A 14,314-nucleotide genomic window follows, 5' to 3' on the forward strand; every position below is an offset into this window, starting at 1 on the left:
GGTGTAAAACAAGTATTTTTTAAGTCATTATCGCTGTTCTTATCATAAACTCAAAGAGAAAAAAGTGCGGTAAATTTGACAATAAAATCTAGTAGTATGCGTTTTCATCAATGTCGTCGTAGAATTTGATTATTGTCACAAACTATTAAATTGAGTGCGGATTTTTGCTAAATTTCCTTCAGAAATAAGGTAGAATGCGCAAGATTATTTTTCAAAACGAATTATCACAGGAGAACAAAATGGCAACTCGTAGACAATTAGCCAATGCAATTCGTGTCTTAGCAATGGATTCTGTACAAAAAGCGAAATCTGGTCACCCTGGTGCACCAATGGGGATGGCGGATATTGCTGAAGTATTATGGCGCGACTTTTTAAAACACAATCCAACCAATCCTAAATGGGCTGATCGTGACCGTTTTGTGCTTTCAAATGGGCACGGTTCTATGTTGATTTATAGTCTTTTACATTTAACTGGCTATGATCTTTCTATCGAAGATTTAAAACAATTCCGTCAATTACATTCTAAAACCCCAGGTCACCCAGAATATGGTTATGCCCCTGGTGTTGAAACCACGACTGGCCCGTTAGGTCAAGGTATCACTAATGCGGTGGGTATGGCAATTGCTGAGAAAACCTTAGCTGGACAATTTAACCGTGAAGGCCATGAAATTGTCGATCACCACACTTATGTGTTCTTAGGCGATGGCTGTTTAATGGAAGGGATTTCTCACGAGGCTTGCTCTTTAGCAGGAACATTAGGTCTGGGTAAACTAATCGCATTCTACGATGACAACAACATTTCCATTGATGGTCATGTTGATGGTTGGTTCAGCGATGATACCGCAGCTCGTTTTGAAGCTTATGGCTGGCAAGTAATTCGTAATGTAGATGGCCACAATGCAGAGCAAATTCGCGCTGCTACCGTTCTTGCTCAAGCAGAAAAAGAAAAACCAACGTTAATTATTTGTAAAACCATCATTGGTTTTGGTTCTCCAAATAAATCAGGTTCTCATGATTGCCACGGTGCGCCATTAGGCGATGAAGAAATCGCTTTAACCCGCAAAGCACTTGGTTGGGAATATGCGCCATTTGAAATTCCAGCTGAATACTATGCTGAATGGTCGGCAAAAGAGAAAGGTGCTGCAGCAGAAAAATCTTGGGAAGAAAAATTTGCCGCTTATGCAAAAGCCTATCCTGAATTGGCAGCAGAATTTAAACGTCGTGTTTCTGGCGAATTACCAACAAACTGGGCGGCAGAATCTAAAGCGTTCATCGAAAAATTACAAGCAAATCCAGCGAGTATTGCAAGCCGTAAAGCATCACAAAATGCCATTGAAGCTTATGCACACGTATTGCCAGAATTTTTAGGTGGTTCTGCAGACTTAGCAAGCTCCAACTTAACCTTATGGAGTGGTTCTAAACCGATTCGTGCCCACGAAAACGTAGGTGGTAACTACATTAACTACGGTGTTCGTGAATTTGGTATGTCTGCCATTATGAACGGCATTGCTTTACACGGCGGTTTCATTCCTTACGGCGCAACCTTCTTAATGTTCTATGAATATGCTCACAATGCGGTGCGTATGGCAGCATTAATGAAACAACGCACATTATTCGTTTATACCCACGATTCCATCGGTTTAGGTGAAGATGGTCCTACACACCAACCAGTTGAGCAAACTGCATCATTACGCTTAATTCCAAACCTTGAAACATGGCGTCCATGTGACCAAGTTGAATCAGCCATCGCATGGCAACAAGCGGTTGAACGTCAAGATGGCCCAAGTGCGTTAATTTTCACTCGTCAAAATCTTGCTCAAATGAACCGCACTTCTGCACAATTAGATGCGGTTAAACGTGGTGCTTATGTGTTAAAAGACTGTGATGGCACACCTGAGTTAATTTTCATTGCGACAGGTTCTGAAGTGGAATTAGCAGTGCAAGCAGCCGAAGCATTAAGTGCTGAAGGTAAAAAAGTACGCGTTGTTTCTATGCCAAGTACAAACCGTTTTGATAAACAAGATGCAGCGTACCGTGAAAGTGTATTACCTGCAGCGGTAACCAAACGTGTTGCGATTGAAGCGGGTATTGCTGACTTCTGGTATAAATACGTTGGATTCAATGGTCGTGTTGTCGGTATGAATAGCTTTGGCGAATCCGCACCAGCAGATCAATTATTTAAACTCTTTGGTTTCACTGTTGAAAACGTGGTAGCAAAAGCGAAAGAAATTCTTTAAGATTAAACTAAACTAGCTCCTTGATATTCAAGGAGCTTTTTTATTGGCTATTGAAAATTATTGTGAGATATGAAATAAAGAAAGGAATAGATTTATACTTAATTTCTCAGCTATCTAACGCAAACTACAACTTTTTATTTTCTGCAGTTTCTGGCTCTAAATCTAATTTTGCCATCAATAACTGATCGCCATCTTCTTCTGGATTATCTGTAACAAGTAATTTATCGCCATAGAAAATAGAATTTGCCCCCGCCATAAAACACATCGCTTGCATTTCTTCAGTCATACCACTGCGACCTGCAGAAAGGCGAACATAACTTTTTGGCATAGTAATACGTGCAACAGCAATCGTTCGCACAAACTCCGTCCAATCTAATTCTTCCGCATCGGCTAACGGTGTACCTTCAACCTTAACGAGTTGATTAATCGGCACTGACTCAGGTTGCGGATCAAGATTTGCAAGGCTCGCGATTAATCCAGCCCGTTCTTTACGGGTTTCATTCATCCCCACAATGCCACCACAACACACTTTTAATCCAGCTTTGCGCACTTTTCCTAAGGTGCTAAGACGATCATCAAAACGGCGAGTACCAATCACTTCTGCATAATGTTCTGGTGCGGTATCAAGATTATGATTGTAATAATCTAATCCAGCTTCTTTTAAATCTTCCGCCATACCGTCTTGCAATAAACCAAAGGTACCGCAAGTTTCTAAACCAAGTGATTTCACGGCTTTAATAATTTCTGTGACTTTCTCAATATCTTTTGGCTTAGGGCCTCGCCAAGCAGCCCCCATACAGAAACGCCCCGCACCACGTGCTTTCGCAATTTTTGCTTTAGCGACGATCTCATCAACATCTAATAACTGCTGATTTTGTACGCCAGTATGATAACGGGCTGATTGAGGGCAATAACTACAATCTTCTGGGCATCCCCCCGTTTTGATAGACATTAACGTGGATAACTGAATCGTGCGAGGATTAAAATGCTTACGATGAACTTGCGTTGCTCGGTAAACTAATTCCAAAAATGGCGTTTCAAATAACGCCTCAACTTTGCAAACAGACCAATATTCTACACTTGGATGAGGTGTAATAGAGTTAATTTGTAATTTTTCCGCTAACATGTTTTTCCTTTGAAAGTGCGGTTAAAAACACCACGCTTTTTATACTTTCTTAATTGATGAATTAGTGTATATGGTAGAAACAATCAATTCAACGTTATGAATGAAACTAATTTTACACCTCTTTTTGTAATTGACTTATCTGACCATTTTCCACCACTAACACTTGATCTATCGAACCGATTAATTCCGATGGTTGGTGGGTAACAAGTAGCAATGTTAAATCTTTCTCGTCACAAAGTTTAGCGATTAAAGCCAGCATTTCTACCCGAAGTTTCTGATCTAATGCAGAAAAAGGCTCATCTAATAACAAAATTGGCTTATCTCGCAACAAACAACGTGCCAATGCCACTCGTTGTTTTTGCCCCCCCGAAAGAGAATTCGGTAAACGCTCTAAATAATCGCCCAATCCTACGGAGCAAGCGGCCTGTTCAATTTTTTCCTGCTCAAGTGCGGTTAATTTTAAAGAGGGTTTTATTCCTAAGGCAAGATTTTGTTGTACAGTCAAATGGGGAAATAAGTTATTTTCTTGAAATAGCATAGAAACAGGACGCTCGTAAGGCGCACTACGCGTATGATTTTTATCGTTTAACCAAATTTCTCCTTGAGCAGGAAATTCAAACCCAGCAATTAAATTCAATAAAGTACTTTTCCCTGCGCCACTTTCGCCAATAATTGCAACACGTTCGCCAGCATTTACGCTCAAATTAAAGCACATCGGTAAGGTTTTATCATTCAAAATCACATTATTTAGATAAATCATCGGCATCCCTATATGTGTGAATAAAGGCAAACAATATGCCACAAAGCAATAATAAAATCCCTGCGGTTACAGCTGCATCTTGATTACGATAATTCCCTAGCTGCTGATATAACAAATGCGGTAGAGAAGTAAACTCTTGATTGCCAAATAACGCAATCGCCGTAAAATCGCCGAGAGATAACGCTAAACCTAAAGCAAAAGCATAACGCAGCGGTGCGCGCAAGGTTTTCCACTCAATCAGATAAAAACGTTGCCAACCCACAATTCCTAGACTATTACACAGATTTTCGTAATAACGCATATTGTTATGAAAAGGTGCGCTTAAAATACGTAAAACAAAAGGCATTGCACTTAAGGCATTACAAAATACAACGATGATAAACAAATCAATATTCGAAAAATCACGATCTTGTAATAATAAAAACAACCCCATCGCAAGCACTAAAATCGGGATGGCTAAAATTACCATTCCAGCATTAATAATAAATTGCGAGATTTTTTGATAATTCAACCATTCTAAACGGCGTGATAAAAGCAATAAGGCAATTGCCATCGTTAATGCAAGTAATGCGGACAAGGGTGCGATAGAAAGTGAATAGCCTAAGGCGTGCCAGAGCTGGGAATTATGCCAAACTGTGAGCAAACTTGATGAGCTCAATGTGCTGACAAGAATATTCAAAACTGGCGAAAAAAGGAAAAAGACAAAAACAAGTAAAACCAAAATATGGAAAATTTTGACCGCACTTTTAGGTTTCTCAAACCAAATATTACTATTACTCAAGCCATTTTGATTAGAAGGTGAAAAACGCGATGTTAAGCTAAATAAAACCAAGCAAAATACAAATTGCAACATAGCAAAAAGTGCTGCTTTCGGCAGATCAAATTCAAATAAAATCGCTTGGTAGATTGCGGTTTCTAATGTTGTATATTGAGGCCCACCGCCTAATGTAAGAACAACAGTAAAACTGGTAAAGCAAAGCATAAAAATTAAGCTGAATGTAGGCAAACATTGCTGACGAAAAACCGGCCACTCCACCAATTTAACAAATTGCCAACCTTGCAAATTAAGCTGGGCTGCAAGCTGACGTTGCTGATAAGGGATACTTTGCAAACTTTGTAAGAAAAGCTGTGCCGCCAGTGGGATATTGAAAAAAAGGTGGGCAATTAAAATACCCGATAGCCCGTAAATATGCCCCTGCCACGACATTCCAAAAAGGTTAGCAAACCAAGCTAACCAACCACTTGAACCATAAATGCCGATCAAACCAAAAATTGCCACTAAAGCAGGTAAGACAAAAGTTAGCGACATTAATTTTAACAACCACTTTTTTCCCAAAAATGGCTTATAAAATAATGCCCTAGCGAGAAGTAAACCAAAGAAAATAGATAAAACGGTAGAAAGTAAGGCTTGCCCAAAACTGAAAAGAATCAGATGCTGTAGGTAATCATCAGTAAACCAAGCTCGCCATTGCAATTCATCGCCCAATGTAAAGATCGAACTTAAGGCACTACCATAAAAAAGAATAATGAAACTAATGACAACAACCCCGCCCGCATAATGACGAGGGCGAAGTTGTGGATGATGAAATAACGACAACATCAAATTATTTTGTTAATGTAGTTTGCCAAGTGCTGATCCAATTTTTTAACTGCTCAGCATTCACTGTTGGATTAATTGACGTTTGAGTTTTTTGTTGAACTTTAAGCGCATCAAAGTGCGGTTCAATTTCGCCTTGAATAACTGGCAACATAATGTTCGCGGTCACAATATGTTTTTGTGCTGTAGGCGAAATTAAAAATGCCATAAAATCATCCGCACATTGATTTGGATGGTTTGCAACTCGCGCCGCTAATTCTACTTGAGTAATATGACCTTCCGCAAAATCTGTCGCCGCATAATTATCTTTTTTCTCAAAAAGTTGATGATAAAGTGGCGATGTGCTGTAACTTAATACTAAATCCGCTTCGCCTTTCAAAAATGCGCCGTAAGTATCTGACCAGCCTTTACCTACTGTCACTGTGTGCTTATCTAAATTTTTCCAAGCGGATTGAATTTTATCAGCAGGGTAAACGGCATTCATCCAAACCAATAAACCACGACCCACACTGCTGGTGCGAGGATCTTGATAAATCACACTAAGATCTTGACGTTCAACTAATTCTTTCAAACTTTTCGGCGGGTTTTGTAATTTAGTTTTATCGTACACAAAAGCATAATTACCGAAATCAAAAGGTAAGAAGGTTTTATTCGCCCATTTTGTTGGTAAATCCAGCTGAGTTAAATCCACGTTATTTGGCGCAAAAATACCTGTTTTTTCAGCTTGTTCCAAAAAAAAGTTATCTAAACCTAGCACAATATCCGCTTTTGTTTTCTTTCCTTCCAAACGAACACGGTTGAGCAACACACCAACGCTTTCAAAAGGCGTAAAATTAATCGCACATTGTGGATGGGCTTTTTCAAAATCTTGTTTTACTTTTGGCCCAGCCCCCCATTCAGAAGTGAAAGAGTCGTAGCTATATACGTTTACACTTTGCTGTGCTTGAGCTAATGCCGCGGTGGAAAAAAGTGCGGTAGAAATTAAGGTTAATTTAAGAAGTTTCATTATTACATCCTTATTTATGATTAAAAGGCAGCAATAATGACGAAAAGGAGATAAGGTTGTATTCCTAGTTTCCTACGTCAGTATTAACTGTTTCAGGTTCACGGGTATGATCTCAGCGTATTGCACCCCGACTAGACTTTCTAGTGTATTAAAATTTACTCAAGTTGCCAACGGCTTTTTAAAAAGAAATAAACTTTCTACATTTTCTGAAAAAATAAAGGGGCTGACGTAGATTAGCAAGTATGCTAGTCTATAAAAAAATGAATATTGGCATGATAGCGTGAATAAGACGCAGCATAAAATCACGTGCTGGGTTGATTGCATAACTCGTTAATCCACCAAAGGACATAACACCACCAGCTACTCCCGTAAAAACAAAGAACATTGCAACACCATTAGTAGGTTGTTGATGATTTAGTGTGAATAAAATAAATAACAATGAAAATGTGGTGACAATTTCAGAAAGTAAATTGCGTAAGTTATTAGAGTTTGTTGCAATAGTGGCAAAAGAACCTAATTGACAATTTTGATTTTCTTCTTCATCTAAATGATCTTTAAATAATAGCCATACAATCAGAGCAACAATAAACGCACCGATACATTGAGCAATAATATAGACTAACACAAGTTCTGTTGGAAATTTACCTACCTCCCAAAAATCGATAGTAACAGCAGGATTTACATGAGCACTGGTGAGTGGTTCAAAAATAACAGTAATGGACACCATTGATAACCCAAACCACAAGCGGCAAGTAAACCACCATTCCCATACATTCCTGATTTTTTTAAGGAAATATTGGCACAAACGCCAAGTCCTAACACCATAAAAAATGCTGTTCCCACAAGTTCACCAAGATAAAGGTTGATATTTTACATAATCTTCACTCCTATCTAGATATAAAAAGAGTGCTAGAGATAACCCTAGCACTCCATCATTTATTCAATTTCAGCAATACAAGTTGGCTTGAATCTAGCCCGACAATACGTAATGGTGCATTGATAACCTAAGATCGCTTGGTGGCAATTTTTCGGATTTTCTGTATCAGGGATGGGATAGATACATAAACATAGTTAATCTCCTTACTTACGTTTTTGTTGCACTAACCATTGCATCACTTCAGGGCTATTAAATACTGCATCCCATGTGTTGTGAGCATTATTATTTACAATTCCATTATCACCAATATTTTCCATAGTGAATTCCGTATATTTCACATTTGGTGCTTGTAATTCTTCTGTCAATATTTTGACATTAATCCGAGAACCTTTTACTGGCGAGATGTTGTCTTCTTTGCTGTGGAAGAACCACATTGGTATATTTTTAATTGGCGCAAGATTTTCTTTCGTGGCGTTGCCATCCGCCCACTCGTGGGTATAAGCCTCGCGCCCACTCATCAATAAAGCAGCAGCAAAAAAGTGCGGTCGATTTAACAAAAGTTTTACTGAGCCTTCAGCACCACGCGATAATCCCACTAAATAAATTCGATTTTTATCAATTTGTGGATATTGCGCTAAGGTGTCATCAATCATTTTTAGCACCAAATCACGACGATTATTCGTTTGCCAATGAATGCCGCCTTGTTTATCAAAGGGATCAAAAACCGTTTGGTATTGTGGCGCAAGCACAACACCTTGTTCATATTGCAACGTGGAAATCGCTCCTTTGCTGGATAATAAATGTGCTAGATTGTCTGAGCCAACTTGCCCTGAACCATGTAAAAAAATTGTCAATGGATAGGCTTTTCCTTGCTCAAAGTGTGGGGTAAAAATTCGATAATTCAGCGCATTAGTTTTGTCATTTAGAAAAACTGATTTCGCTTGAAATTCGTCTAACCAAAGTGTTTTTACTTTGTCATGTGTTGCAGCTTGAGAAATTGAGATCGGTGCTAAAGTTTTACCCGTCATTAGTTTCAAATAACCTGTTTGATTAATTTGGTAAACTAGCTTCTCACCATAATATTGTGGGACTTTAGTCGCTTGTTTTTTCTTGATCTCAACAATGTTGCCATCCTTATCTTTACCTTTGAACTTCATAGGCTGATCATTTTCTGTTTTTAAACTGTAAAGGTCGGCATTTTTATCTTGATCATCTAACTCAATAATGACAAATTTACCCGCTTTAGATTGAGCGGAAGTTTCTGGTTTATCATTAACATAAGAGCGTAAAATAGTGCGCGGTGTTTGTTCTTTTCCTTCAAGGGTGGTGAAAATTTGATAAGTTTTGCGTAAATCTGACCCTGAAAGCAGATTTCCTTCATATTCTAGTGCAACAGCATTTACTTTTTGACCTTGAGCAGTAATTTCAGCTAAAAGTGTGGCATTAATAGTTTTAGCCGTTTCTGGCAGATCATCTTGTGCATAAACTGCTAATTGAATAACTAAAAAAGATAATATAAGAAGAGATTTTTTAAACATAAAAAGTTCCTCATAAAATAAAGGCAAGTTATATTTCCATAACTTGCCTTAGCATTGATTAAACAAAAGCCCACATTAAACACACAAATCCAAATGCGATTGTGCCGTAAATTGTCGTGAGAATTGACCAAGTTCTCAATCCCTGAGAAATTGTAATGCCAAAGAATTTCGTCCATACCCAGAACAAGCTATCGTTAACATGTGATAAGGTCATAGAACCAGCCCCTATCGCTGCGGTAACTAATGCGGCTTGAATACCCGTATAACCTGCTGCAGTAATTGCTGGCGCTAAAATAGTTGCTGTAGTAATTACGGCTACTGTAGCTGAACCTTGTGCTGCGCGTAACAATGCGGCAAGAATGAAACCGAGCAATAAGACAGGTAATCCAGTACTGGATAAGACATCTGCTAATGCTTTACCTACGCCACTCGCATCTAACACTTTACCAAACATACCACCAGCACCAGTAATTAAGATAATGCCCGCGATAGGTGCTAATGCTGAGTTTAAGATTTCTTCTAATTGATCTTTGCCCCAGCCACGTTTAATACCAAGTACATAAGAGGATAAGCATACGGCAATCATTAAAGCAAACGGTGACGCCCCTACCATACTAAAAAATTCACGAACAACACTTTCTTTTGGTAATGTTGTAGCTGTTACTGTCCCCAACATGATTAATACTAATGGGAAAACTATCATTGATAACACAGTTCCAAATGATGGTAAGCCATTATTTTCTTGTGAACGAAGTTTTTGATATTCAAGTAGATCACTTGAAGCTGGAATGCTCACAAAATTATTTTTTGTAAAAAATGGAATAAATGTTTGACCAATTAAAACTGCAGGAAGCGCTGCGACAAAGCCTAATCCTAGCACTAAACCAATATCAGCATTTAACACTTGAGCGCCAGCAACCACACCTGGATGAGGTGGCATAAGTACATGCACTGTCAACATAGACAAACCAATTGGTAATGCATAGACCAACATATTACCACCAAGACGACGAGCCACACTGAAGATAATTGGGATTAATACAATGAAACCAACATCAACAAAAACAGGAATACCAAAAATAAAACCTGTCATTGCTAATGCAAATGGCGCTCTTTTGGCACCAAACTTATCAAGCAACCAACTCGCAAGTACATCTGCGCCATTAGATTTCTCAATCACTTTACCTAACATTGCTCCAAGACCAACAATCAAAGCAACGCTACCTAAGGTGCCACCCATACCACTAATTAACGTTGGAATAACTTTCCCCATCGGAATGCCAGCAGAAAGCGAAACTGCAATACTCACCAGCCCTAACGCAATAAATGGATGAACTTTACCTTTAATCATCAAAGTCAAAAGCGCGATAACACTCACAACACCGATTAAAATAAGAACTTCATTTGACATAAAGATACCCTCTTATTCAAAAATGTTCTGGCCAAAGCAGAACGTTTAGCTGAGATAACACTTTAAAATTTAAAGTGCGGTTAAATTTTTACCAATTATTTATATTTTTGAAACCAATCCAATCCCGTTACGGTTTCACCACGTGGTTTGTATTCACAGCCAACATAGCCTGTATAACCGATTTCATCTAGTTTATCGAAGATATATTGGTAGTTAATTTCACCTTCGTCGGGTTCATGACGGTCTGGTACAGAAGCAATTTGAACGTGAGCAAATTTGCCATTTAATTTATCGGTTAAACGTGCAAGATTGCCATCTACATTTTGTGCATGAAAATAGTCGAGTTGAACAAATACATTATCACGATCAACCAATTCCACCACTTCAAGCGTATCAAATTGGCTTTTGAGTAAATAATTAGGTTTCACTTCAGGGCTTAAAGCTTCAAGCTGAATTTTGATTCCATATGGTTTATATTTATCAGATGCATAGCGTACGTTTTTAATAAAGGTTTGTTTATATTCTTCACGGCTTGCACCTTCTGGCACAACTGCTGACATGATATGTACATTTGGACAACCTAATGCAAGTGCATATTCAAGAGCCAAATCAATATCTCTATGGCTATCAGCTTCTCGGCCAGGGATTGCCGAAACACCCCATTCACCTTTGTTTACATCACCAGCTGGGGTATTAAATAACACAACTTTTAGGCCATGCTTATCTAAAATTGCTTTGAGTTCTTGTGCAGGGTAATCATAAGGCCATAAGAATTCGACATATTTAAAGCCTGCTTTAGCCGCCGCTTCAAAGCGATCTAAAAATGGCACTTCGTTAAACATCATTGTTAAGTTTGCTGCAAATTTAGGCATAATTATTTTCCTCTATTTTCTAAATCTTTCACTTCGGTATCAGTGAGATAGCGGATTTTTTGTCCTTGCAAAGTGAAGAATAATTTTGCGGTTTCTTCTAACTCTTCTGTATTATCTGCCGCATCAAGCAAGTCTGAGCCAGTGACAACAACACCATGATTAGCGAGTAAGAAGGCTTTGCCTGTTAAAGCTCTGTTACTTAATTCTTCTGCAATCTTTGGTGAACCTGGTCTATAGTAGGGAATAACTTGCATTTTTCCCACGCGCATTACGTAATACGGTGTAAATGGCTCTATAGCATTATTAGGATCCAAATTATCTAAGCAAGAAAGTGCGGTCAAATAGGTACTATGTAAATGCACAATGGCTTTGCACTCAGGATTTTTCTTGTACATAGCCAAATGAAATACTGCTTCTTTCGATGGTTTATCGCCCCCTAAAAGATTACCTTCCATATCCAATACAGATAAACGTTCTACACTTAACCGACCGAGTGAAGAACCTGTAGGAGTCACTAACACACGATTGTCATCTAAGCGAACTGATAAATTACCTGCACCGCCCACGGTGTAACCTCGCTCATAAAAAGAACGTCCGAGCTGCACCATTAATTCTTTTTGTGCTAAATCCATCATAGGAACATTCCTTGTGCATATTCAAAAAAGTCTTCTTTGCCGAAATTGCCTGATTTAAGCGCAAGGAAAATATCTTCTTCTACCGCTTTTAACCAAGGCACACCCGGGGCAATTTGTTTACCAATATGGAACCCAGTAAAACCAAGTTCTTGCACCACAATACTTGAGGTTTCACCACCAGCAGTAATAAAATTGACCACGCCAGCTTGTTTTAATTTATCGGCAAGTTTGGCGAAAGTGCTTTCAATGGCATGGCTTGCTTGATCCACCCCAAATTGATGTTGAATAGCTTTTAATGCATCTGGTGGCACTGTTGCATAGACCATAGGGGCAAATTCGCTATCGAGATTTGCTATCACCCACTGATAAAGTTGTTCTATATAATTTTCATTATGGATGGCTTGCTCAACATCGAGTTGAAAGTGCGGTGCTTTTTCTTTATATTTTTCCACTTGCTTGTTCGTCATCACAGAGCAAGACCCTGAAAGCACCACGGTTTTACCTTTAGTTGGCGTAAAGGCATTGGCACCTTTTTTGCCACCACTTAAACGTGCAGCCATATAAGCTCCTAAGCCTGAACCGCCTGTCACCAATTTGAAATCCGCCACTGCTTCAGCAAGTACTTCCAACTGCGAATTATCCACGGCATCAACAACCGCATAACGGTAGCCTTGTGCTTTTAATTCCGCAAAGCACTCTTGCACACGCGAAGCCCCTTTAATCACATCAGCATACGCCACCAAACCTGTTTTACCTTTGGCTTGTGCATCCATTAAACGCATTAAATTAGCATCAGTCATTGGCGTAATCGGATGGTTTTTCATGCCTGATTCACTCAACAATACATCACCTACGAATAAATAGCCGTTAAAAATAGTGCGACCATTTACAGGTAAGGCTGGTGTAATAACGGTGAAATCTTCATTTAATTCATCTAGTAAAGCATCCGTGACAGGACCGATATTGCCTTTCGCTGTGCTGTCAAAGGTGGAACAATATTTAAAATAAAATTGCGTACAACCATTTTCCTTTAACCATTGATAAGCCCTCAATGACTGTTCAATGGCTTCATTCACAGGGTTGGAACGTGATTTTAGACTGATCACAATGGCATCTACTTTGCTGTTTAACGATTGTGTTGGAACACCGTTCATTTGCACCGTACTTAAGCCATTTTCAACCAAAAAACTGGCGATATCGCTTGCGCCTGTAAAATCATCTGCAATAACACCTAACATCGCTACGCTCCTTTTTTCGGTAAGTTAACGCCACTAAAAATTTTAATCACTGCACTATCATCTTCTTTACCATAACCCGCATTGCTTGCCTCAGTGAACATAGAATAGGCTGTGCTTGCCAAATGAAGTGGGAAATGAAGTGATTTTGCAGTGTCATTAACTAAGCCTAAATCTTTCACAAAAATATCAACCATAGAAAGCGGCGTATAGTCACCTTCTACTACGTGTTTCATCCGGTTTTCAAACATCCAAGAGTTACCAGCTGCATTGGTCACAACATCATACATAACATCAAGTGGAATACCCGCTTTTGAGGCAAGGGCCATAGCTTCCGCACCTGCTGCAATATGTACGCCGGCTAATAATTGATGGACGATTTTCACCGTTGCACCTAAACCAATTTCTTCACCAATGTTATAAACTTTTGCCGCAGTGGCATCTAAAACGGGTTGTAACAACTCAAATGCTTGTTTTGAACCCGATGCCATAACAGTCATTTCACCTTTTAATGCTTTAGCTGCACCACCAGAAACAGGTGCATCTAACATAATCAAACCTAATTCTGTTAATTTTTGTGAAATTATTTGAGCATCTTGAGCCGCCATGGTAGAAGAAACCATCACCGCTGTACCTGCTTTTAATTTTTTAGCAATACCATTTTCGCCAAATAATACTGCGTTAGCTTGGGCTGCATTAACCACTAAAATCACTACAGCATCAAGTTCGTGAGCGAAGTCATAGCCATTTGCCGCTACAGCTTTTGCACCTGCCGCTTTTAATTTTTCAAGTGCAACTGGGTTTAAATCAATACCATAGGTCGTTAATCCTGCATTAATGCAAGATACCGCTGCGCCCATACCCATAGAACCAAGACCAATTACTGCGACTGAATAATTTTGATTTTCCATTTTTAATCTCCCAATAGATCTTAACTAAATTTCTCTGTATATTAGCCGATACAATAAATTAAATCTGAGATCTAGATCACAGAATGATAAAAAATGTTATTTTTTGTTA

General features: G+C 38.9%; 12 protein-coding genes and 1 riboswitch. Of the genes, 1 reads left to right on the forward strand and 11 read right to left on the reverse strand.

From position 1 onward, the window contains the following. The first annotated feature begins 239 nt into the window (after positions 1-239). Entirely contained in the window at positions 240-2,237 is a 1,998-nt protein-coding gene (gene tkt / locus K6J66_RS09415; protein WP_038440068.1) for a transketolase, read from the forward strand. Positions 2,238-2,361: 124 nt separating this feature from the next. Here the strand turns inward: tkt and bioB are convergent, their stop codons facing one another. The 11 genes from bioB to ltnD all read right to left on the reverse strand — a co-directional run bounded on the left by bioB (position 2,362) and on the right by ltnD (position 14,205). Then, on the reverse strand, positions 2,362-3,363 hold the full coding sequence (gene bioB / locus K6J66_RS09420) for a biotin synthase BioB (RefSeq protein WP_005647862.1): 1,002 nt from the start codon (positions 3,361-3,363) through the stop codon (positions 2,362-2,364). A gap of 112 nt (positions 3,364-3,475) precedes the next feature. Next, positions 3,476-4,123, reverse strand: coding sequence for a thiamine ABC transporter ATP-binding protein (gene thiQ / locus K6J66_RS09425; RefSeq protein ID WP_038440069.1), 648 nt, complete (start codon positions 4,121-4,123; stop codon positions 3,476-3,478). Further along, positions 4,107-5,723, reverse strand: a complete 1,617-nt coding sequence (gene thiP / locus K6J66_RS09430; RefSeq protein ID WP_038440070.1) for a thiamine/thiamine pyrophosphate ABC transporter permease — start codon at positions 5,721-5,723, stop codon at positions 4,107-4,109. Before thiP ends, thiQ begins: the two co-directional genes overlap by 17 nt. Positions 5,724-5,727: 4 nt before the next feature. Beyond that, complete coding sequence (gene thiB / locus K6J66_RS09435) at positions 5,728-6,726, reverse strand: thiamine ABC transporter substrate binding subunit (protein WP_038440071.1); 999 nt, start codon at positions 6,724-6,726, stop codon at positions 5,728-5,730. A 52-nt stretch (positions 6,727-6,778) separates the two neighbouring features. Continuing rightward, positions 6,779-6,866: riboswitch (TPP riboswitch) on the reverse strand. Positions 6,867-6,976: 110 nt separating this feature from the next. Beyond that, entirely contained in the window at positions 6,977-7,453 is a 477-nt protein-coding gene (locus K6J66_RS09440; protein WP_038440072.1) for an MIP/aquaporin family protein, read from the reverse strand. Positions 7,454-7,806: 353 nt separating this feature from the next. Continuing rightward, a complete protein-coding gene (locus K6J66_RS09445; protein ID WP_005662932.1) occupies positions 7,807-9,141 on the reverse strand; it encodes a phospholipase in 1,335 nt (444 codons plus the stop codon). 58 nt (positions 9,142-9,199) lie between these two features. Next, a complete protein-coding gene (locus K6J66_RS09450; RefSeq protein ID WP_038440073.1) occupies positions 9,200-10,552 on the reverse strand; it encodes a GntT/GntP/DsdX family permease in 1,353 nt (450 codons plus the stop codon). A gap of 95 nt (positions 10,553-10,647) precedes the next feature. Then, a complete protein-coding gene (gene otnI / locus K6J66_RS09455) occupies positions 10,648-11,424 on the reverse strand; it encodes a 2-oxo-tetronate isomerase (protein WP_005647880.1) in 777 nt (258 codons plus the stop codon). A gap of 2 nt (positions 11,425-11,426) precedes the next feature. Then, positions 11,427-12,059 carry a 3-oxo-tetronate 4-phosphate decarboxylase gene (gene otnC, locus K6J66_RS09460; RefSeq protein WP_005665968.1) on the reverse strand — a complete coding sequence of 211 codons (633 nt, stop codon included), beginning with the start codon at positions 12,057-12,059 and terminating at the stop codon, positions 11,427-11,429. After that, positions 12,056-13,297 carry a 3-oxo-tetronate kinase gene (gene otnK, locus K6J66_RS09465; RefSeq protein WP_038440074.1) on the reverse strand — a complete coding sequence of 414 codons (1,242 nt, stop codon included), beginning with the start codon at positions 13,295-13,297 and terminating at the stop codon, positions 12,056-12,058. Before otnK ends, otnC begins: the two co-directional genes overlap by 4 nt. A gap of 2 nt (positions 13,298-13,299) precedes the next feature. Further along, positions 13,300-14,205: an L-threonate dehydrogenase gene (ltnD, locus tag K6J66_RS09470; protein ID WP_015702001.1), complete on the reverse strand. Its 906-nt coding sequence runs from the start codon at positions 14,203-14,205 to the stop codon at positions 13,300-13,302. Positions 14,206-14,314: the final 109 nt, after the last annotated feature.

Origin of the sequence: Haemophilus influenzae (assembly GCF_019703545.1) — a bacterium.
GTDB lineage: Bacteria > Pseudomonadota > Gammaproteobacteria > Enterobacterales > Pasteurellaceae > Haemophilus > Haemophilus influenzae_E.

Bases quoted from the DNA above. Each gene is read 5' to 3' on its own strand.
- K6J66_RS09450 (WP_038440073.1), bottom strand. From the start codon at position 10,552: ATGTCAAATGAAGTTCTTATTTTAATCGGTGTTGTGAGTGTTATCGCG.
- tkt (WP_038440068.1), top strand. From the start codon at position 240: ATGGCAACTCGTAGACAATTAGCCAATGCAATTCGTGTCTTAGCAATG.
- thiP (WP_038440070.1), bottom strand. From the start codon at position 5,723: ATGTTGTCGTTATTTCATCATCCACAACTTCGCCCTCGTCATTATGCG.
- K6J66_RS09445 (WP_005662932.1), bottom strand. From the start codon at position 9,141: ATGTTTAAAAAATCTCTTCTTATATTATCTTTTTTAGTTATTCAATTA.
- ltnD (WP_015702001.1), bottom strand. From the start codon at position 14,205: ATGGAAAATCAAAATTATTCAGTCGCAGTAATTGGTCTTGGTTCTATG.
- thiQ (WP_038440069.1), bottom strand. From the start codon at position 4,123: ATGATTTATCTAAATAATGTGATTTTGAATGATAAAACCTTACCGATG.
- otnI (WP_005647880.1), bottom strand. From the start codon at position 11,424: ATGCCTAAATTTGCAGCAAACTTAACAATGATGTTTAACGAAGTGCCA.
- otnC (WP_005665968.1), bottom strand. From the start codon at position 12,059: ATGATGGATTTAGCACAAAAAGAATTAATGGTGCAGCTCGGACGTTCT.
- bioB (WP_005647862.1), bottom strand. From the start codon at position 3,363: ATGTTAGCGGAAAAATTACAAATTAACTCTATTACACCTCATCCAAGT.
- otnK (WP_038440074.1), bottom strand. From the start codon at position 13,297: ATGTTAGGTGTTATTGCAGATGATTTTACAGGCGCAAGCGATATCGCC.
- thiB (WP_038440071.1), bottom strand. From the start codon at position 6,726: ATGAAACTTCTTAAATTAACCTTAATTTCTACCGCACTTTTTTCCACC.
- K6J66_RS09440 (WP_038440072.1), bottom strand. From the start codon at position 7,453: ATGGTGTCCATTACTGTTATTTTTGAACCACTCACCAGTGCTCATGTA.